The following is a 20271-nucleotide window of genomic DNA, read 5'->3' on the forward strand; positions in this document are numbered from 1 at the left end:
GATGTTGAATGACACACCGCTATCGCGAGCAGGCTCACTCCCACATGGGTTTTCAGGTGAACTGGCGAGGGAGAATATAGCGCTCGATCGCCTGCGCGGCGCCATCTTCGGTATTGGCGCCCGTCACCACATCGGCCTGAAGCTTGACCGCCTCTTCCGCCTGCCCCATGGCAATCGACAATCCGGCACGATGAAACATCGCCGGGTCATTGCCGCCATCGCCCATCGCGGCAGTCTGCTCCAGCGAGACACCGAGAAACGCGGCCAGTGTCGCCAACGCCGCGCCCTTGTTGGCTTGCATCGCGGTCACGTCCAGATAGATCGGCTGTGAGCGCGAGACCTGCGCCTGCCCCTCGACCTTCGGCAACAATTGCGCTTCCAACTCGATCAACAGCTCAGCGTTGTTACTGGCCGCAACGATCTTGTCGATACGCTCAAGGTACGGCTCGAAACTCTCGACCACCACGGGCGGATAGCCCAGGCCATGTTGTTCCCGGGGAACCATTGGACGGTGTGGATCTTTGAGCAGCCAGTCGCCCCCGCTGAACACCCAGACCTCGATGTCCGGCAGATCGGCAAACAATGCCAACGCCGTCAGCGCAGCCGTGGCCGGCAAATAATGCGCGACCAGCACACTGCCATCGGGATTGACGAGGGTGCCACCGTTGAACGCCGCCGTCGGCAGGTCGACACCCAAGGCTTCAATCTGCTGCAACATGGCTTTGGGTGGGCGGCCCGTGGCCAGGCTGAACAGCACGCCAGCCTCGCGCAATGAACGAACCGCCTCTATCGTGCGTTGGCTGAGGCTGTGATCGGGCAGCAACAACGTGCCGTCCATGTCGCTGAGCAGAAAACGGATGGATTGTGGCGTGACGTCACTCATCCGAGGCCGTGCCAGACGCGACCGTCGCGAGTCAACAGGTCATCGCCGGCCTTCGGACCGTTTTCGCCAGCCGCATAGCGCTCCACGCTCGCGTCCTGCTGCCAGGCATCCAGGAAGGGCTGCACGGCGCGCCAGCCGTTCTCGATGTTGTCGGCGCGCTGAAACAGCGTCTGATCGCCCGTCAGGCAGTCGTAGATCAGGGTTTCGTAGCCGGTGGACGGCTGCATTTCAAAGAAATCCTTGTAGGCAAAACCCAGTTCGATATTGGCCATTTTCAGCGCCGGGCCAGGGCGCTTCGCCAGCAGGTCGAACCACATGCCTTCATTGGGCTGAATCTGAATCCGCAAATAGGTCGGTTGCAGTTCATCCACTTCGGTATCGCGAAACTGCGCGTACGGCGCAGGCTTGAAGCAAATGACAATCTCGGTGTCGCGCACGCTCATGCGCTTGCCGGTGCGCAGGTAAAACGGCACGCCAACCCAACGCCAGTTGTCGATCATGACTTTGAGCGCGACGTAGGTTTCGGTGTTGCTGTCAGGCGCGACGTTGTTTTCCTCGCGATAACCCGGCAACCGCTTGCCGTTGACTTCGCCGGCGGTGTATTGCCCACGCACCGAGTTGGCCCGGGCTTCCTCGGTGGACCAAGGACGAATCGCGCCCACCACTTTGGCTTTCTCGCCGCGCACCGCATCGGCACCAAAGGCTGCCGGCGGCTCCATTGCCACCATCGCCAACAACTGGAACAGGTGATTGGGCACCATGTCCCGCAGGGCGCCGGTGTGTTCATAAAAACTGCCACGGGTTTCCACGCCGACGGTTTCGGCGGCGGTGATCTGCACGTGGTCGATGTAATGGTTGTTCCAGAACGCTTCGAACAGGCTGTTGGAGAACCGGCTGATCAGAATGTTCTGAACGGTTTCCTTGCCCAGGTAATGGTCGATCCGGTAGATCTGGTTTTCCGACATGACCTTGAGCAAGCAGGCGTTCAAGGCTTCGGCTGTTGGCAGATCGGAGCCGAACGGTTTTTCGATCACCACCCTCCTGAAGGCTTCAGGCGTCTCTTGCAGCAAATTGGCGGCGCCGAGACGACGCACCACTTCGCTGAAGAAACGTGGCGCGGTGGCCAGGTAGAACACCGCGTTGCCGGTGCCGCTGGCGGCGATTTTTTCCGCCAGCGCTTGATAAGTGCTGTCGTCCAGGAAGTCGCCCTGGACGTAGCTGATGCCTTTGGCCAATTTGGCCCACAACTCCGGGTCAAGGACTTGATCGCCCTTGCCGACCTTGGCCGCCACTTCCGCGCGAATGAAATCTTCGAGCTTTTGCGCAAAGGCTTCGTCGCTGATGGCGTTGTGGTCAACGCCGATGATCCGCAAACCATCGCCGAGCAGACCGTCGCGACTCAGGTTGTACAGCGCCGGCATCAGCAGACGCTTGACCAGGTCACCATGGGCACCGAATAAAAACAGCGTGGTCGGTGGAGCGGGTTCTGCCTTGGATTTATTGCGGATCAAGCGAGTCATTTTTTCGAAGTCTCCACATGGCCGCCAAAGCCGAAGCGCTGGGCAGAGAGAATCTTGTCGCCAAAAGTGCCTTGCCCACGGGAGCGGTAACGCGAGAACAGCGAGTTCGACAGAACAGGAACCGGTACCGATTGCTCCATGGCCGCTTCGATGGTCCAGCGACCTTCGCCGCTGTCAGCCACCGAACCTGAGTAACCGTCGAGCTTCGGATCGCTGGCGAGTGCGTCGGCGGTCAGGTCGAGCAACCAGGACGACACAACGCTGCCACGACGCCAGACTTCGGCGATGTCGGCCACGTTCAGGTCGAAACGCTGATCTTCCGGCAGTTGCTCACTGGCCTTGGTCTTGAGGATGTCGAAGCCCTCGGCGAAGGCCTGCATCATTCCGTATTCAATGCCGTTATGGATCATCTTCACGAAATGGCCCGAGCCTGCGGGGCCGGCATGGATGTAACCGCGTTCGGCGCGATCGTCGTCCGATTTGCGGTCCTTGGTGCGCGGGATATCACCCATGCCAGGCGCCAGGCTGTCGAACAGCGGATCAAGGCGTTTCACCACCTCGGCTTCGCCGCCAATCATCATGCAGTAACCACGTTCCAGGCCCCAGACGCCGCCGGAGGTGCCGACGTCGATGTAGTGCAGGCCTTTCTCCGACAGGATTTTCGCGCGGCGGATGTCGTCCTTATAGAAGGTGTTGCCGCCGTCAATGATGGTGTCGCCGGCTTCGAGCAAGGTGCTCAGGGCGGTGATGGTGTCTTCGGTCGGCGCGCCAGCGGGCAGCATGACCCACACGGCACGTGGCTTGGCCAGGCCTGCGACCAGCGCCGGCAGGTCGATGACGCCCTTGGCGCCTTCCGCTGCCAGGGTGTCGACGAAGGCGGTATTGCGGTCATAGACAACGGTGGTGTGCCCGTTGAGCATCAGGCGACGCGCAATATTGCCGCCCATGCGGCCCAGTCCAATAATCCCGAGTTGCATGTGCTGATGCTCCCTACTACAAATAATGTGTGTCAAAGGTTATAGCCCAACGCGACCAATGTGGGTTAGTCCAGAGCATTGGCGCTAAGTTTCCGGGCATTGTGCCCGATCCTGATTGATAACGTCGGTAATCGCGCCGAAGACACACCGACCATGAAAAATAAAAAAGTTCCATTCATGGGCAAAAGAAATCAAAATCACGGCCGATAGTAAATAAGCACCGACGTCGGGGCGGATTTACAGTTGAGATAGCCATTTGCGAGGTGAGCAATGGGCACAGTACAAGCAGCACGGCCAGCACAAACCCTCTATGTCACGATCCGTCGTGATGAATTGCGCCAGTTGAAAGAAGAGCGCGACCTGCTGAAGCAGGAGCTCGCGCAGCTGCGCTTACTCACACAAAGCTCCCCCGCCCAGAATTTTCCCGTCACCCAGCGTGCTCCCCACGCCTGATCCGCTCGCCTGAATCGGAAACAGTGCCCTGCTGTTTCCGATGCAACGCACCCGCCAAGCCTTAAACTCACGAATTTTTCACATTTACCTGTTGATACTCCGCCGCCCTATGGCCGCGCGGTATGCGCGCGGCTTCCGCTCGTCGATAGCAGGGAGGCTCGACGGTCGAAGTGAATACTTGGCTGGAGCGCTGAATGGCTTTGTTTAACCGCAGCAATACGACTGCGAAAGGTTTTGATTGGACCGGTTTTCTCTGGTTATTCCTGTTCTTCTGGTATTTTTCCGGCATCACCCAACTATTGATTCAACTGACGGGCACCTCGGGTTTCAGCGGGTTCCGCCAGGCCTTCGTGATGAGCGCCATCTGGCTCGCACCGATGCTGCTGTTCCCTCGGCAAACACGGGTAATGGCTGCAGTGATCGGCGTAGTGTTGTGGGCCTGCTCGATGGCCAGCCTCGGTTACTTCTTCATCTATCAGCAGGAATTCTCCCAAAGCGTCATCTTCATCATGTTCGAATCGAACATTGCTGAAGCGGGCGAATACATGACCCAGTATTTCGCCTGGTGGATGGTGGCGGCGTTCCTCGCCCACACCCTGTTCGCCTATTTCCTGTGGACGCGCTTGCGCCCGGTGTACCTGCCGCGCTGGCAGGCCTGGGTCGCCTCTACCGCTATTCTGGTAGCCGTGGTGGGTTATCCGCTGGTCAAACAAACCGCGCGCACGGGCAGCTTCGCCGATGGTTTCGATAAATTCGAGACCCGCGTAGAGCCGGCGGTGCCGTGGCAGATGGCCGTGGCCTATCACCGTTACCTCCAGACGCTCGCCGGCATGCAAGACATGCTCAACAGCGCGAGCAAGATTGCGCCGCTCAAAAACCTCACGGACACGATGGCCAACCAGCCCGCCACCCTGGTGCTGGTGATTGGCGAATCGACCAACCGTCAGCGCATGAGCCTCTACGGCTATCCGCGTGAAACCACGCCGGAACTGGACAAGCTCAAGGATCAACTGGCGGTCTTCAACAACGTCATCACCCCGCGCCCTTACACCATCGAGGCGTTGCAACAGGTGTTGACCTTCGCCGATGAGGAAAACCCGGACCTCTACCTGACCACGCCATCGCTGGTCAGCATGATGAAACAGGCAGGCTACAAAACCTTCTGGATCACCAACCAGCAGACCATGACCAAGCGCAACACCATGCTCACCACCTTCTCCGAACAGGCTGACGAGCAGGTGTACCTGAACAATAACCGCAACCAGAACGCCGCCCAGTACGATGGCGACGTGATCGAGCCGTTCAACAAGGCCCTGGCAGACGCCGCGCCGCGCAAGCTGATCGTGGTGCATTTGCTCGGCACGCACATGAGCTATCAATACCGTTATCCGCCTGCCTTCGACAAGTTCACCGACCGCAAAGGTGTGCCGGACGGTGTGCGTGACGATCAAGTGCCGACGTACAACAGTTATGACAACGCGGTGCTGTACAACGACTTCGTGGTCTCAAGCCTGATCAAGGACTACGCCAAGTCCGATCCGAACGGCTTCCTGTTGTACCTCTCCGATCACGGTGAAGACGTATTCGACTCAGCGGGTCACAGCACACTGGGCCGCAACGAAAACAAACCGACCGCACCGATGTACACCATTCCGTTCATGGCATGGGCCTCGCCGAAATGGCGTGAGACCCACGACTGGAATCTGGCCGGTGACCTGGGGCGGCCTTACAGCAGCTCGCAACTGATCCATACCTGGGCCGATCTGGCGGGCCTGAGTTTTGATGAACTGGACCGCAGCAAAAGCCTGGTCAGCGACAGTTTCAAGCCGCGACCATTGATGATCGGTAACCCTTACGAGCGTCAAGTGCGTCCGCTGATCGACTTCAGCCTGATGAAACCCAAGGCCGCGCCGGCCGATCCGGCAGTCGCCAAGCAGTAATCCTTTCAGGGGCCGGTTCCGGCCCCTTTTTTGTGTCCGCTGCCAGGCAGGACACATTCTAAAATATCAATAATTCTCGTTAGCCTGGACTGCAAGCTTTGCGGCGGTTAATTCCCAACTCACCGATTCGGCGGATAATGTCCCGGCGACATTGACTCATGGAAGACACGCACCCGATATCCGTAGTGGGAGGCACACCATGAAACGTATAACGCTGATCCTCGCCAGTCTGTTGATGTTCGGTTCGGCCGCTGCTTTGGCTGAAGGTGGCGCCGAGCGCATGAGGTATTACTTCGAGAGCCTGCGTTTTAAACAAGAGCAGGCCAATGGCATCCAGCGCAAAGTGATTGAGCTGAGGGTTCCGGACGATCAAACCGCACAGGTCACCGAAACCTATAGGCCGAAATAAACGATGGCAGACGGGCGTCCTGATGGACGCCCTTTTTTTGTGCTCGATAGAAGCGAGGTTAAAGGTCCTTGGTCCAGAACAGCATTCGGCCATGGGCCGGGTCGAACATGCCGGGGGCAAAACCGAACTTGCCGTAGGACGCCTGCGCGACGGTATTGCCTTCAAGGACTTCCAGGGTGATCTTGCAGCCACCGCGCTGGCGGGTGATGTCCTCGACTTTTCGCAGCATCTTCTGACTCAGCCCCAGGCCGCGAAACTTCGGCACCACCGACACATCGTGCACATTGACCAAAGGCCGACAGGCAAAGGTCGAGAACCCTTCAAAGCAATTGACCAGCCCGGCCGGCTCGCCATCGACAAAAGCCAGCACACTGAAGGCGTGGGGACGCTTGGCCAGTTCACCTGGCAATCGCAGCACAATGTCCTCGGGCAAGGCGTGCCCGCCGCCCATCGGGTCCTGGGCGTAAGCATTGAGCACGACACCGATCGCTTCGGCGTGCACCGGATTGGTGTAGCTGGCTTGAAGGACAAGTACTTCTGGGGCTTCCATTTCCATCGTCAACATCCCATCTGGTTGCCCCGACGCGTCTCTCGCGCCGGGAGGTCGACGGACATTATCGCGAGACGCAATCGTCGACAACCCGAACCAGCCTCAAACGCCCCAGATCAGCGTTTCAGTCCACCCCAGCTCGGCAAAATCAGCGGCCCTCAAATCTGACTCTCCGGCGCAGAAAAATTCGTCCAGCTGCGGCGGCTTGACCGATGTGCCGCTGAGCATGGCGTGCACCTGGCCACGGTGATGAATCTGGTGTTCGAACAGATGGGAAAGCATGCGCAAACGACTGTCATGCTGCGGCGTTTCCCGGGCGATGGTCACCATTCGCCCTAGGTCCGCATCGCGCAACTGTTCGCAGTAGGCAATCAGTCGACGGTCCACGTGGGCTTGCTCACACTGCAGGTCAGGGCCCGAGGTGAACGGCTCGTCCAGGGCGAAGAACACATAACAATCAGGGTGCGGCTCATCACCGCGCAGCTCGCGCTCCAGCGCATCCATGTAGAACCAGTCGCACGTCAGGATATGATTGAGGGTGGCCCTGATGCTGGGGAAGAAGCTGACACGCGGCGCCACCAGTTCGGTAGCGCTCAATTGGCCCCAGGCCTTGGCGAGTCGGTGATTGGCCCAGGCGTTCTGATAAGCCATGGTCAGCAAATGATGAGACAGGGGCTGATTCATGTTCGCGGCTCCGTGCAATTAGGCTTCAGCGAAACGTTGCAGCTGCATTTCCTGTAGACGGCTCAATGTGCGGCGAAACGGGAATTCAAGGTAACCCTCGGTGTACAACGCCGCCATCGGCACTTGCGCTTCGAGGTACAGCGGCACCTTGCGGTCGTAGCATTCGTCCACCAACGCGATGAAACGCCGGACACCGTCGTCGTGCACCGACAATTGCGGCAGCTCGCGATCGCCGGCCACCACACGCTCGGCAGCGTCTTCGGTGCCTCGGGCGATGCGTCCTGCACGCTTTTGTGCGCTCAGGTTGGGCACCTCACTCAACAGAATAGCGCTGAAGGTGTCGCACAGCGCCATGAAGTCCATGGCGGCAAACGGTTGTTCGCACAGATCGGCATAACGACACCAGAGCACCTTGTTGCTGGCCTGCACGACGTTGACCGAGCGATAACCGACCGTGATCGGCTCGCTGGACACCGACTGGCCAACGGTCAATGCCTTGAACACTTCTGCCAGTGCGCTGGGCTGTCCGGCGGTTGCCACCCAATAACGTTGCAGGCCAGCGCCCGGGTGCAGGCGATGGTCTTCGCCGCCATCCACCGCGATCACCTGCATGTGTTTCTTGATCGCTTCGATGGCGGGCACAAAACGGTCGCGGTTGAAGCCGTCGGCGTACAGCTGATCCGGCGGTTGATTGGAGGTGCAGACCACCACCACGCCTTGCTCGAACATCACCTGAAACAACCGTCCGAGAATGATCGCATCGCCAATGTCATTGACGAACAGCTCATCAAAGCACAGCACCCGCACTTCCTCGCTCAGCTCACGGGCCAGCGCCTTCAGCGGGTCGGCGGTGCCGGTCAGCTGGAATGAGCGCTGGTGCACCCAGCCCATGAAGTGATGAAAGTGTTGTCGACGGGCCGGGACCTTGAGGGTTTGATAGAACTGGTCCATCAACCAGGTCTTGCCGCGCCCTACCGGGCCCCAGAGGTAAACCCCGGTGACCGGCGTGCGCCCTTCGTGCAAGGCTTCGTGGCATTTTTGCAGCGCCCACACGGCATGTTCCTGGGCTTCGTCCTGGACGAAGCCCTTTTGTTCGATGGCGTGTTGCCAGGCGCTTAGGGGAGAGTCGACATTCATGCGCGGCAGTATGCCACGCACTCGCGCTACAAGGAGATGTCAAGCCGGGCGATCTTGCCCTGTTCGTTAAGGCGGAACATGTAACGCAGTTCCAGGGGACTGCCGGGAAAGGTCCCGGAGATCCGGTTGTGTACCAGCACTTTACCGGTGCGCTGTTGCACGCCGAGCACTTCGACCCGGGGTTCGTAGCGCTGTGCGGTGTCTTGCATCCATTGGGCGATAGCTTGCGTGCCGGTCCGGTGATGTCCTTCATCGAACACGTTGGCATCCTCAGCAAAAAAACTGCCGACCCGCGAGGTGTCGCGAGCATTGGCGGCGGCAATGTAGGCGGCAATGGCGGGTGCCAGTGAAGAGGCTGGATTGGACATGTTTACGGCTCCTTGTTTGTTGGTTCTGGAGCCATCCTAGAACACGCCTGTGTCAGTTCTTGTCAGGAGTGAAACGCCCCGCTTCATCCAGTTGCATCTGCTTGCGCCAGGTGCGCAGCAGGTCGCTGCGCCGCCCCGGATAACGCTCGCCCTGCTCGCTGGCGGCCGAGATCCGGTCGGTGCGAAAGGTACGGTAGGCACCGCGCAGTTCACACCAGGCAACGATGATCCGCACTTCATTGAGAAACCCAAGTGCCAGGGGCCAGATCATCCGTTGACTGGGCACCTGATTGGCATCTGCATAGTCGATGTTGAGCTTGGATTGATCACGTATGGCCTGGCGAAACACATTCAGCGGCACCGCGTTTTGCGGATAGCCATAACCGGGCGGGCCCGGCAGCACCGTCGGGTTGCGCAATGCATCCTGGGCTTCGGGGGCCAGCACGGCGGCAATCTTGGCCAGCGCATCCGCCGCGGCTTTGCTCAATACCTCGTCGCCGCGCTGATCGACGTAACGCAACCCCAGCACGATGGCTTCGGTTTCATCGGCATTGAGCATCAAGGGCGGCAGGAACAAACCGCTGCGCAATACGTAACCGATCCCCGCCTCACCGAAAATCGGCGCGCCCAGCGCGGTCAGTTCGGCGATGTCGCGGTACAGCGTGCGTTCGGAGATCTCCAGTTCGCTGGCCAGCGTTGCCGCCGTAACCGGACGACTTTTGCCCCGCAACACCTGCAACAACGTGAGTAAACGTGTGGTACGCGACACGATCCGTAGTCTCTTTCCTGAGAAGTCGACGGAGCTTAGCAGAGGCTGCTGTCAGAAACTGGCAGTAGCAATGTCCCCCGTCAATCGGGCCTTTTGCGATAAATCAAAAAGCCGATTGACGTAAAATATTACTCGCATAATATTCAATGCATGTCGCCAAACATTTAACTAATTCACCGCATCGGTTCCTCAGGAGTCATCTCATGCATTACAAAGTCTTCGGCCGTAAAACCGGGTTGCGGGTCTCGGAACTGGCATTGGGCGCCGGCAATTTCGGCACCGGTTGGGGCCATGGCGCAGAACGTGAAGAAGCCAAGCGCATATTCGATGGCTACCTGGAGGCCGGCGGCAATTTCATCGACACCGCCAACGGCTATCAGGGCGGGCAATCGGAAGCCATGCTCAGCGAGTTCATTGCCGCAGAACGGGATCGCCTGGTCATCGCCACCAAATACACCCTGGGCACCACGCCCGCCGCCGGTATTTCCCACACCGGCAACAGCCGCAAGAACATGGTTCGCGCCGTGGAAGAAAGCCTGAAACGCCTCAACACCGATCACATCGACCTGTTTTGGGCGCACATGAGTGACGGCGTGACGCCGATGGAAGAAATCCTGCGTGGCTTTGACGACCTGGTGCGTGCCGGAAAAATTCACTACGCCGGACTGTCGAACTTCCCGGCCTGGCGCATCGCCCGGGCGGACGTGCTGGCCGAAGTGCGCGGTTTTGCGCCGATTGCCGCGATTCAGATCGAGTACAGCCTGGCCGAACGCAGCGCTGACCGTGAGCAGCTGCCGATGGCCGAAGCCCTGGGCCTGGCCGCGACGTTATGGTCGCCGTTGGGTGGCGGTTTTCTCACCGGCAAGTACCGCAGCAATGACGGCGACAACCGCGCCGCTAAACTTGGCGTGCTGATCCATGCCGAAACAAGCGCACGGGACACCGCCCTGCTCGACACCTTGCTCGCCGTCGCAGAAGAGCTGGCGGCCAGCCCGACTCACGTCGCCATTGCCTGGTTGCGAGAAAAGGCCAAGCGTTCAACGACTGCGCTGATACCGATCCTGGGTTCGCGCACGCGTGAGCAACTGGATGCGACATTGGGTGCCTTGACGGTGCAATTGAGTGCCGAACAAATGTCGCGACTGGATGAGGTCAGCGCTGTGGCGATGGGTGTGCCGCATGAAACCATTGCCGGGTCGTATTCGCGATTTACCGGGGCTGAAACATTGGACGTTCCGAAAATCCCGGTCGCCTGAAAAAGCATCGCGGGCAAGCTCGCTCCCACAGGTGTTGCGCTGTACTTGTGGGAGCGGGCTTGCCCGCGATGGCGTCAGCGAATCATAGAACTACCGGTCCACTTTATGTTTGGCCGCATAAAGGCAGAGCATTTCCATGGCCAATGTCGCGGCCGCCAATGAGGTTATGTCCGCGTTGTCGTAGGCCGGCGCCACTTCCACCACGTCCATCCCCACCAGATTGATCCCGCGCAAACCGCCGAGAATCTCCAGCGCCTGCACCGTGCTCAATCCGCCGCACACCGGAGTTCCGGTGCCCGGTGCGAAGGCCGGGTCGAGGCAATCGATGTCGAACGTCAGGTACACCGGGTTATCGCCGACCCGCGCACGAATCGCCTCGACAATCGCCTCGCACCCTTGCCGGTGCACCTGCCGCGCATCCAGCACCTGAAAGCCCTGGTGATCGTCATTGGTGGTGCGCAAGCCGATCTGCACCGAACGCGATGGATCGACCAGCCCTTCCCTGGCCGCGTGCCAGAACATGGTGCCATGGTCGACACGCTTGCCCGCCTCGTCCGGCCAGGTGTCGCTGTGCGCATCGAAGTGAATCAGCGACAGCGGACCATGTTTGCGGGCATGGGCCTTGAGCAGCGGATAGGTAATGAAGTGATCGCCACCGAACGTCAACATCGCGCTGCCGGCGTTGAGAATATGCTCGGCATGCGCCTCGATGCTTTCCGGCACCGAGTGCGGCGAGCCGTAATCGAAGTCGCAATCGCCGTAGTCGATAACGGCCAAATGATCGAATGGATCAAACGTCCACGGCCAGTGGCGTTCCCAGGCGATCCCGGTGGACGCCGCGCGAATGCCTCGCGGCCCGAAACGCGCACCGGGGCGGTTGCTGGTGGCGGTGTCGAACGGGACACCGCTGACCGCGACATCGACACCGCGCAAGTCACGGCTGTAGCGTCGACGCATGAAGCTGGTGATGCCGGCGTAGGTGCTTTCGGCGGCTGTGCCGTAAAGACTGTCGCGGGTCATGGCCTGATCGTTTTGCACAGGGACGTCCATCTCGGGTTCCTTATTATTGGCGGCTACGGAAAGTGGTCCACACGCGGGTGCGCTGACGCATGTCCTTGAGGCTCATGGTGCGGTCGGCATACAGCAGACCGCGAACGTCGGCGGGCGGGTAAATGTCCGGATCGGTGCGCACCGCCTCATCCACCAGCGGCGTCGCAGCCTGGTTGGCGGAGGCGAAGAACAACGTGTTGGTCAGAGCAGCGACGGATTCAGGGCGCAACATGAATTCGATGAACTGGCGGGCCGCTTCGGGATGTGGCGCATCCTTGGGAATCGCCAGGTTGTCCTGCCAGACGAGGGTGCCTTCCTTGGGAATCCGGTAGGCGATTTCGTAGGACTTTTTGGCCTTGCGCGCCTGATCGGCAGCCATGCTGGCGTCACCGTTGTAGGTCAGCGCCAGGCAGACACTGCCATTGGCCAGATCGTTGATCTGCCGACCGCTGGCGACGTACAGCACGTTTGGCTGCAATTGATGCAACACGGTCTGCGCCGCGTCGAGATCGTTCTTGTCGGTGCTGTAGGGATCTTTACCCAGGTAGTGCAACGCCAGACCGATGACTTCCTGGGGCGAATCGATGATCGCGATGCCACAGTCCTTCAGCTTGCCGGCGTACTCGGGCTTGAACAGCAAATCCAGGCTGTTGAGCGGCCTGTTCGGCAAGCGTTTCTGCACCGCTTCGACGTTCATCCCCAGCCCCAGCGTGCCCCAGGTGTAGGGCACACCGTAGAGGTTGCCGGGGTCCACGGCGGCGAGCTTTTCCAACAGGTCCGGGTCGAGGTTGGCGTAGCCCTTCAAGCCTTCGTGAGGAATGGTTTTCAACGCACCGGCCGCCAAGCCGCGAGCCAGCACACTGGACGACGGCACCACCACGTCGTAACCGCTGCCACCGGTGAGCAGTTTGGTTTCGAGCACTTCCGGCGCATCGAACGTGTCGTAACGCACGTGAATCCCGGTTTCCTGTTCGAAACGCTGCAAGGTCTCGGGCGCTACGTAATCGGCCCAACTGTAGAGGTTGAGGGTCTTTTCCTCGGCCTGGGCCGACACGGCCACGGCGAGGAACAACGCGGGTAAACACAGCTTGAACATGGGAGCCATGACGAACACCTGACCAGAGGAAGTGGTTGCAGCGTGCGCGCTCCGATACATTGTCGAAATATCAAGTTTGTTAACCTGACTTTATTGCGGAGTAATGTTTGATGCTCGGTCAACTCCATGACCTCGACTTGCAGCTGCTGCGCTTGTTTGTCCGGGTGGTCGAGTGCGGTGGTTTCAGTGCGGCACAGGGCGAGCTGGGGTTGAGTCAATCGAGCATCAGCCAGCAAATGGCCAAGCTCGAAACCCGGCTCGGCTATCGGTTATGCAGTCGCGGCAAAGGCGGATTCAAGATCACGCCCAAAGGTGAACAACTGCTGACAGCGACGCGTGTCCTGTTTGAATCCATCGAAACCTTCCGCCACCAATCCAACGGTGTGGCCGGTCGCTTGATCGGCGAAGTGCGCCTCGGTTTGTCCGAAGCCCTGGATCAATCGGTGCTGCAACGCGTGGCCGATGCGATCCGCCGTTTTCGTGAGCGCGACGAATCGGTGCGCATCGAATTGATCAGCGCCATGCCCGGGGAAATGGAACGGCTGCTACTGCAACAACGGCTGGACCTGGCCATTGGTTATTTCTCACAGGTGCAGCGTGCGTTTGACTACCGCCAGTTGTTTACGGAAACCCAACACCTGTATTGCGCCCCCGGGCATCCGCTGTTCACCGACGATGCGCCGCACGACCAAGCGTTGCAGGCGTGTGACCGGGTCGATCATCCCTACCGTTTCCTGCGGGCCGATGAGCCCTTCCAGGGGCAACGGTGTTCGGCAAGGTCGGAGCAAGTCGAAGGCACCCTCGCCTTCATTCTTTCCGGTAAACACGTCGGCTATTTGCCCGATCACTTTGCCCGCAGTTGGGAAGACAAAGGGTTGCTCAGGGCTGTGCGTCGAGACGACATGAGTTTCGATGTGGCATTTCACCTGGCGCGTCATCGTGCGCAAGTGCCGGGGGATGCGCAGAAGGCGTTCGAAGAGGATTTGCTGGCGGCATTCAGCTGATTCCTGTGAGAGCAAACTCACTCCCACAGGGTTTTCGTCAGGGGGCGGGCTCATCGCTCGCCACAAAATAGTCTTTCTGGCATCCTGCGCCTCCATTTTTTGACCTGGCCCTGGCGCTTTCCTCGTGACCTCATCCGAACACGCAAAACCCCAGCCCCGTTCCGACCTGATCTACGGCCTCGACGACCGCCCGCACCTCACCGCCACGGTCTTCGCCGCCCTGCAACACGTGCTGGCCAGTTTTGTCGGCATCATCACCCCGACCCTGATCATGGGCGGCGCCCTCGGACTGCAAAGCGAAGTGCCGTACCTGATCAGCATGGCGTTGTTCGTGTCCGGCCTGGGCACTTTTGTCCAGGCGCAGCGGTTTGGTCCGGTGGGTTCTGGTTTGTTGTGCCTGCAAGGCACCAGTTTTTCGTTTATCAGCGTGATCCTCAGCGCCGGGTTCATGGTCAAGGCCCGGGGCGGTGGCACCGATGAAATCCTCTCGACCATCTTCGGCGTGTGCTTTTTCGCGGCGTTCATCGAAGTGGTGTTGAGCCAGTTCATTGGCAAGCTGCGCATGCTGATCACGCCCGTGGTCACTGGCACCATCATTACGTTGATGGGCCTGTCGCTGATCAAAGTCGCCATGACCGACATCGCGGGCGGCTTCGGCGCCGCAGACCTCGGCGCGGCCAGTCATCTGGCGTTGGCGGCGTTGGTGCTGGGAACCATCGTGGTATTGAACCGGGTCGACGTGCCGTTCCTGCGCCTCGGGGCGATTGTGATTGGCCTGACGTTGGGGTACGTCGTGGCCTGGTTGTTGGGCGACGTCAATTTCGCCAGCCTGCCCGACGTGCCGCTGATGAGCGTACCGGTGCCGTTCAAGTACGGTTTCAATTTCGATTGGGTGGCGTTCGTGCCGGTGGCGGTGATTTTCCTGGTGTCGCCACTGGAAGCGGCTGGCGACTTGACCGCCAACTCGATGATTTCCCGGCAACCGGTCAAAGGCCCGGTGTACATCCGTCGGATCAAGTCCGGTCTGCTCGCTGACGGCCTCAACTCGGCCATGGCGGCGGTGTTCAACAGCATGCCGATGGTGACCTTCGCGCAGAACAACGGCGTGATCCAGCTCACTGGCGTGGCCAGCCGCTACGTGGCGTTTTTCATTGCCGGTCTGCTGGTGCTGCTCGGGCTGTTCCCGATGATCGGCGCGGTGCTGCAATTGATGCCCAAACCGGTCCTCGGCGGCGCCGAGCTGGTGATGTTCGGCACGGTGGCGGTGGCCGGGATCAAGATCCTCGCCGAAGCCGGCCTGCATCGACGCAACATGCTGATCGTGGCGATTTCCCTCGGCATGGGCCTGGGTGTCGCGGCCGTGCCGCAGGTGTTGCGTGAGCTGCCCCTGGCGTTGCACAACATCTTCGAATCGCCGATCACCGTGGGCGCGTTGTGCGCTATCGTGCTGAACATCTTCCTGCCCGAGGAATTCATCGAGCTGGAAGAAGACGATTTCGATCCGGAAGCCTCGATTCTGCAGGTCATGGAGAATCCCGATGTCCCGGCCAAGGGTGAACCCGCAACGCCTGCGACGGTCGCACAGTTGACCCGCTAAAAGGCTCAAGGGCCGAGCCGTTGGCGGTTCAGCCCTTTTTCTGAACGAGAGCCTGTCCATGCGCCGCGTCCACGCCGTCATCCTTTCCCTGCTCTTGCTCTCCCTGAGCGCCTGCGCCCTCTTCCCCCATCGCGACCCGTTGAACATCAATGTGGTCGGCATCGAACCGCTGCAAAGCCAGGACATGGAAGTACGGTTTGCGGTAAAGATCCGCGTGCAAAACCCCAACGAAACGCCGATTGACTACAACGGCGTGGCACTGGATCTGGAGGTCAATGGCCAGCCGCTGGCCTCCGGCGTCAGCGATCAATCGGGGTCGATTGCACGCTTTTCCGAAACCGTGCTGACAGTGCCGGTAAGCGTTTCGGCCTTCTCGGTGATACGCCAGACGCTGGGCCTGGGCCGGACCCAGACATTGAACAATCTTCCCTACGTGCTGCGTGGCAAACTGGCCGGCGGATTGTTTGGCACGATGCGTTTTGTAGATACGGGCAAACTGAGCTTGCCGGGGTCTACGACTGGCACTTGGTAAACCCGGAGAGCTTGGCAACGATGAATTTCCCTTGTGGGAGCGAGCTTGCTCGCGATGACGGCGGCACATTCAACAAATCAGTTGCCTGATCCACCGCTATCGCGAGCAAGCTCGCTCCCACAGGGCTTTACGCATTGAAGCGGACACCCGGTTTGGCGCGCTCATCGACTATCAACTCAAACACATCCGGGCGCGCGTAATGCCCGACGACGTCGTAGTCGTAACGGGCGCGAACCAGATCGTCGGTATCGATTTCGGCGGTCAATAATCCCGCCTCGCCGCGCAACGGCCCCGCCAAAATGTCGCCCATCGGTCCGACGATCACACTGCCGCCGGCAATCAGCGGCCGCTCTGCCGGCCAGTTAGCGATGTCCATGCCCAAGGCCTGCGGCGAGTCCTGAACCTGACAAGCGCTGACCACAAAGCAGCGTCCTTCATGGGCGATGTGGCGCATGCTGACTTGCCACATTTCACGCTCATCCACCGTCGGCGCGCACCACACCTCTATGCCTTTGGCGTACATCGCGGTGCGCAGCAACGGCATCATGTTTTCCCAGCACACCACCGCGCCGATCCGCCCGACCTGGCTGTCGATTACCGGCAGTGTCGAGCCATCGCCTTTGCCCCAGATCAATCGTTCGGTGCCGGTGGGCATCAATTTGCGGTGTTTGCCGACCAGTCCGGCCTGCGGATCGAAATACAACGCCGTGCAATACAACGTACTGCCGGCGCGCTCGATGACGCCGATGACCAGATTCGCACCCGTGCGCGCCGACAACCCGGCCAGCGCTTCGGTCTCGATGCCGGGCACGTCAATGGCGTTGGCGAAATAGCGGGCGAAGGCTTCACGACCTTCCGGCAATCGGAAGCCCAGTTGAGTGCCAAAGCCTTCGCCTTTGGGATAGCCACCGAGCAAGGCTTCGGGCATGACCACCAACTCGGCGCCGGAGTCGGTAATGGCGTTTTCCCAGGCGAGAATCTGCTCCAGCGTCTCCGCCTTGCCACCGGGCAAGGCGCCGATTTGCAGTGCAGCAACGATTGACTTGGGCATGTCGGTAACTCCGAAAGCAATGAGGTGTTGCTCATTCTCAGGCGCCACGCAATCATGAATAAAGCCCTGTTCGCTGCTAACTGATATGAGCCAAATGAATATCGCCGACGTCGACCTGAACCTGCTCAAAGTCTTTGAAGCGCTGCATGAAGAGTCCAGCGCCAGTCGTGCGGCGTTGCGTCTGGGGGTGACGCAATCAGCCGTCAGCGCCGCGCTGCGAAGGCTTCGCGAGGTGTATGGCGATCAGTTGTTCGTGCGCACCGGTCGTGGCCTCGCGCCGACGCTCAAGGCCAACCAGTTGAAACCAGTGGTGAGCGAGGCGTTGAACAAGTGCCGCCAGAGCCTGGCAATGGTCGATCCGGCAGCCCACCATTACGACGGACGCTCGGTCACGCTGGGCCTGTCGGATGACTTCGAAATTGCCTACGGGCGGCGATTGATCGAGCACATTGCCGTCAGTGCGCCAAAGTTGCGGCTGATCTTCCGGCAAACCCACAGCCAGATCGTCGCTCAAGCGCTGATGGAGCGCAGCATTGATCTGGCGATCACCGCGGGCGGGTTCACCGAGCGGTTGCTCAGTCGTCAGGTATTGGGGGAAGGCGGCTACTTGTGCCTTGCCGATCCGCGCAGCCTGGCGCCCGGACAACAGGCGATCAGCCTGCAAGAGTTCGTGGTCCGCGAGCACATTCTGGTGTCGTCGGGCGGTTTTATCGGGATCACCGATGAAGGGCTGGCGGCACTGGGACTGAGTCGGCGGGTGTGTGCGTCGACAACACATTTTGCGGCGTTGCCGTACCTGCTCAAGGGCAGCCAGGCGGTCGCGACCATTCCGGCGCACGCCGCGCAAAGTATCGCGGCGCTCAGCGGGCTGGCACTGCTGCCCTGCCCCTTGGCATTACCGCGCTACCCGATCGAACTGGGCTGGCGCACCAGCACTCAGCTCGACCCGGTGGTGCTGAAAGTACGTGAAGCCATTGTCGAGAGTTTTGCCTGAGGGCTGCGTTTACTTGGCAGCCATCAGCCGATTGACTTCACTGCGCACCATGTTCGCGAATTCCGGCGGTGACATGCCGTCGAGTTCGGCCCGAACCCATTCAGCCCATTTGCCTTTACGTTTGGCGCGCTCGCCAAACAAGCGCGCGGCTTCGCCCTTGGATTTGCCAAGGTTGCTTTGCCAAAGGTCGAACAGACGGGATTTTTCATCTTCAAGCGCCGCGCGCTCGGCAAGGGGTTTGTCGGCCAGATTGAAGCTCATGGGAGTTACCTGCTGCATAAAATAGGCGACATCTTACACTGTAGGAGGAAATGTCCGACCCGGGATTTTTGTTCCGGGTTGGCGCGACGCGAAAATCGAGTGCAACTTTTTCGCCAGTGACAGACTCCATTGTTCACTGCCCATTTATCTGCAAGGAGTAACCCAATGGCCCGGAAAACCGCCGCACAAATAGCCGAAGACCAAATCAAGGATCAGGCATTCAGCGAACTTCAGTCCCTGATCGAAGAGTCGGAAAAACTGCTCAAAAGCAGCGCTTCACTGGTCGGTGAGGAAGCTGAGACCCTGCGCGGGCAAATCGTACAGAAGCTCCAGCAGGCTCGGGATTCGGTCAGCAGTGTGCGTGACCGTACCAAACCTGTGGTCGACGCGACCGAAACCTACATCGGTGGTCACCCGTGGCAAACCGTGGCCATCTCCGCCGGTTTCGGCCTGGTGGTAGGGTTGTTGCTGGGCCGTCGTTAAGCGCTCTGGCTTCAAGCGACCGCGTAAAAAAGGCGAGCCTGGTGCTCGCCTTTTGCATGCCTGCGTATTACGTCGGCGTCATTGCCCGGCCAACGCTCGCAAATCGGCCAGGGTCTGAGCGTCCAGCTCGATACCTTGGGTAGCCGACTTGGCCCGTTGATGATGACGCCGATCACCTGGCAAACGCTTGAGACCCACTCCATGCATCTGCCGGACCAGTTCCTGACTGCGCTCGGCAAAGTTCTGCCCCGCTGCCTTGCTTGGGTCAATCACGATCAGTAACTGACCGGTCCACGGTGTCTTGGCACCCGGATGATTCGACCAGTCGAACTCGAACGAAAAGTTACCGCCTGTCAACGCCGCCGCCAACAACTCGACCATCATCGACAGTGCCGAACCTTTGTGGCCGCCGAACGGCAGCAACGCGCCGCCTTCCAGAATCGCTTTCGGGTCCTGAGTCGGCTGGCCAAGGCTGTCCACGCCCATACCGACCGGCAAGCGCTCACCTTTTCGCGCGGCGATCTGCACATCGCCGTGGGCGATGGCGCTGGTGGCCAGGTCAAAGACAATCGGCTCACCGTCAGCCCGAGGCGCGGCGAAGGCGATCGGGTTGGTGCCGAACAGTGGACGATCGGCACCGTGCGGCACTACGCAGGTCATGCTGTTGACCACACTGAGCGCCACCAGTCCTTCATAGGCAAACGGCTCCACATCCGGCCACAGCGCCGCAAAGTGGTGGGAATTGCGGATCGCCAACACCGCGATGCCAGCGCTGCGGGCTTTTTCCACCAGCAGTGCACGGGCGGCGGCGAGCGCTGGCTGGGCAAAACCATTGCCGGCATCGACCCGGACAAAACCTGAGGCAACGTCCTCGACCACCGGCACTGCCTGGCCGTTGACCCAGCCGCTCTTGAGCGTCGAGACATAGCCGGGGATGCGAAATACGCCGTGGCTGTGCGCGCCGTCGCGTTCAGCGCCGGCGCAATTGAGCGCCAGGGTTTTGGCGACGTCGGCAGACGTACCGTGACGCAGAAAAACCTGCTCAAGCAATTGAACGAGCGCGTCGAAATCAAGCGATTGGGTGGTCGAACTGACGGCCACTTCGGGCGTTGCGGTCATCTGAAGCTCCAGTTTTATTATTAAGTACGGGCACCAGGGGAAACGAGGTTGCATGGCAACCCACAGCAGACGTCGATTAAGCGCTGTTCTACCGGCGTCCTGTCAAGTCTCGACTGCCAGTTCGGGGCAAGCAATATG

22 protein-coding genes are annotated in these 20271 nt (G+C 60.0%); 9 read left to right on the forward strand and 13 right to left on the reverse strand.

Translation table 11 applies throughout. The annotated features are described in order from the left end of the window. Positions 1-52 precede the first annotated feature (52 nt). From QRN31_RS01835 to gnd, 3 genes are read right to left on the reverse strand one after another with little or no spacing between them, the layout of a single operon-like run. Positions 53-883, reverse strand: coding sequence for an HAD family hydrolase (locus QRN31_RS01835; protein ID WP_285429813.1), 831 nt, complete (start codon positions 881-883; stop codon positions 53-55). Beyond that, complete coding sequence (zwf, locus tag QRN31_RS01840; RefSeq protein ID WP_285429814.1) at positions 880-2403, reverse strand: glucose-6-phosphate dehydrogenase; 1524 nt, start codon at positions 2401-2403, stop codon at positions 880-882. The genes QRN31_RS01835 and zwf overlap by 4 nt, the downstream gene beginning before the upstream one ends. After that, positions 2400-3380 (reverse strand): phosphogluconate dehydrogenase (NAD(+)-dependent, decarboxylating), encoded by a 981-nt coding sequence (gene gnd, locus QRN31_RS01845; RefSeq protein WP_285429815.1) that lies wholly within the window; start codon positions 3378-3380, stop codon positions 2400-2402. The genes zwf and gnd overlap by 4 nt, the downstream gene beginning before the upstream one ends. 270 nt (positions 3381-3650) lie before the next feature. Here gnd and QRN31_RS01850 point away from each other — a divergent pair, with 270 nt between their 5' ends. The 3 genes from QRN31_RS01850 (at position 3651) to QRN31_RS01860 (ending at position 6182) form a co-directional block, all read left to right on the forward strand. Next, positions 3651-3833: a DUF6026 family protein gene (locus QRN31_RS01850; RefSeq protein WP_222586996.1), complete on the forward strand. Its 183-nt coding sequence runs from the start codon at positions 3651-3653 to the stop codon at positions 3831-3833. A 194-nt stretch (positions 3834-4027) separates the two neighbouring features. After that, positions 4028-5773 carry a phosphoethanolamine transferase CptA gene (locus QRN31_RS01855; RefSeq protein WP_285429816.1) on the forward strand — a complete coding sequence of 582 codons (1746 nt, stop codon included), beginning with the start codon at positions 4028-4030 and terminating at the stop codon, positions 5771-5773. A gap of 199 nt (positions 5774-5972) precedes the next feature. Next, positions 5973-6182 carry a hypothetical protein gene (locus tag QRN31_RS01860; protein ID WP_285429817.1) on the forward strand — a complete coding sequence of 70 codons (210 nt, stop codon included), beginning with the start codon at positions 5973-5975 and terminating at the stop codon, positions 6180-6182. A 58-nt stretch (positions 6183-6240) separates the two neighbouring features. On the opposite strand, the gene QRN31_RS01865 is transcribed toward QRN31_RS01860, so the two are convergent. From QRN31_RS01865 to QRN31_RS01885, 5 genes are all read right to left on the reverse strand, one after another. Then, positions 6241-6732, reverse strand: coding sequence for a GNAT family N-acetyltransferase (locus QRN31_RS01865; RefSeq protein WP_285429901.1), 492 nt, complete (start codon positions 6730-6732; stop codon positions 6241-6243). Positions 6733-6834: 102 nt separating this feature from the next. Further along, a complete protein-coding gene (locus QRN31_RS01870; protein ID WP_285429819.1) occupies positions 6835-7416 on the reverse strand; it encodes a DinB family protein in 582 nt (193 codons plus the stop codon). An 18-nt stretch (positions 7417-7434) separates the two neighbouring features. Beyond that, entirely contained in the window at positions 7435-8553 is a 1119-nt protein-coding gene (gene zapE, locus QRN31_RS01875; RefSeq protein ID WP_285429821.1) for a cell division protein ZapE, read from the reverse strand. A gap of 26 nt (positions 8554-8579) precedes the next feature. Next, positions 8580-8921, reverse strand: a complete 342-nt coding sequence (locus QRN31_RS01880; protein ID WP_222587001.1) for a nuclear transport factor 2 family protein — start codon at positions 8919-8921, stop codon at positions 8580-8582. Positions 8922-8973: 52 nt separating this feature from the next. Beyond that, positions 8974-9690: a helix-turn-helix transcriptional regulator gene (locus tag QRN31_RS01885; protein ID WP_222587002.1), complete on the reverse strand. Its 717-nt coding sequence runs from the start codon at positions 9688-9690 to the stop codon at positions 8974-8976. A 203-nt stretch (positions 9691-9893) separates the two neighbouring features. On the opposite strand from QRN31_RS01885, the gene QRN31_RS01890 reads away from it, so the two are divergent. Further along, positions 9894-10946 carry an aldo/keto reductase gene (locus QRN31_RS01890; RefSeq protein ID WP_285429824.1) on the forward strand — a complete coding sequence of 351 codons (1053 nt, stop codon included), beginning with the start codon at positions 9894-9896 and terminating at the stop codon, positions 10944-10946. Positions 10947-11036: 90 nt separating this feature from the next. Here the strand turns inward: QRN31_RS01890 and speB are convergent, their stop codons facing one another. Further along, positions 11037-11996: an agmatinase gene (gene speB / locus QRN31_RS01895; RefSeq protein WP_285429826.1), complete on the reverse strand. Its 960-nt coding sequence runs from the start codon at positions 11994-11996 to the stop codon at positions 11037-11039. Between the two features lie 13 nt (positions 11997-12009). Continuing rightward, positions 12010-13101 (reverse strand): polyamine ABC transporter substrate-binding protein, encoded by a 1092-nt coding sequence (locus tag QRN31_RS01900; protein ID WP_285429828.1) that lies wholly within the window; start codon positions 13099-13101, stop codon positions 12010-12012. Positions 13102-13202: 101 nt separating this feature from the next. Here QRN31_RS01900 and QRN31_RS01905 point away from each other — a divergent pair, with 101 nt between their 5' ends. The 3 genes from QRN31_RS01905 to QRN31_RS01915 all read left to right on the forward strand — a co-directional run bounded on the left by QRN31_RS01905 (position 13203) and on the right by QRN31_RS01915 (position 16225). Further along, entirely contained in the window at positions 13203-14096 is an 894-nt protein-coding gene (locus QRN31_RS01905; RefSeq protein ID WP_285429829.1) for a LysR family transcriptional regulator, read from the forward strand. Between the two features lie 124 nt (positions 14097-14220). Continuing rightward, entirely contained in the window at positions 14221-15693 is a 1473-nt protein-coding gene (locus tag QRN31_RS01910) for a nucleobase:cation symporter-2 family protein (RefSeq protein WP_285429831.1), read from the forward strand. Between the two features lie 58 nt (positions 15694-15751). Further along, a complete protein-coding gene (locus QRN31_RS01915; protein WP_285429833.1) occupies positions 15752-16225 on the forward strand; it encodes an LEA/WHy family protein in 474 nt (157 codons plus the stop codon). A 127-nt stretch (positions 16226-16352) separates the two neighbouring features. Here the strand turns inward: QRN31_RS01915 and QRN31_RS01920 are convergent, their stop codons facing one another. Then, entirely contained in the window at positions 16353-17276 is a 924-nt protein-coding gene (locus tag QRN31_RS01920; protein WP_285429835.1) for a carbon-nitrogen hydrolase family protein, read from the reverse strand. Positions 17277-17361: 85 nt separating this feature from the next. On the opposite strand from QRN31_RS01920, the gene QRN31_RS01925 reads away from it, so the two are divergent. Next, positions 17362-18270 carry a LysR family transcriptional regulator gene (locus tag QRN31_RS01925; RefSeq protein ID WP_285429836.1) on the forward strand — a complete coding sequence of 303 codons (909 nt, stop codon included), beginning with the start codon at positions 17362-17364 and terminating at the stop codon, positions 18268-18270. Positions 18271-18279: 9 nt separating this feature from the next. Here QRN31_RS01925 and QRN31_RS01930 read toward each other — a convergent pair whose 3' ends face one another. Further along, positions 18280-18531, reverse strand: a complete 252-nt coding sequence (locus tag QRN31_RS01930; RefSeq protein ID WP_008155229.1) for a hypothetical protein — start codon at positions 18529-18531, stop codon at positions 18280-18282. A 165-nt stretch (positions 18532-18696) separates the two neighbouring features. Here QRN31_RS01930 and QRN31_RS01935 point away from each other — a divergent pair, with 165 nt between their 5' ends. Further along, positions 18697-19014 carry an ElaB/YgaM/YqjD family protein gene (locus QRN31_RS01935; RefSeq protein WP_285429842.1) on the forward strand — a complete coding sequence of 106 codons (318 nt, stop codon included), beginning with the start codon at positions 18697-18699 and terminating at the stop codon, positions 19012-19014. A gap of 78 nt (positions 19015-19092) precedes the next feature. Here the strand turns inward: QRN31_RS01935 and QRN31_RS01940 are convergent, their stop codons facing one another. Continuing rightward, positions 19093-20133 (reverse strand): Ldh family oxidoreductase, encoded by a 1041-nt coding sequence (locus QRN31_RS01940; protein WP_285429843.1) that lies wholly within the window; start codon positions 20131-20133, stop codon positions 19093-19095. Between the last annotated feature and the right edge of the window lie 138 nt (positions 20134-20271).

The sequence above is a fragment of the Pseudomonas sp. fls2-241-R2A-110 genome (assembly GCF_030209165.1).
Lineage (GTDB): Bacteria > Pseudomonadota > Gammaproteobacteria > Pseudomonadales > Pseudomonadaceae > Aquipseudomonas.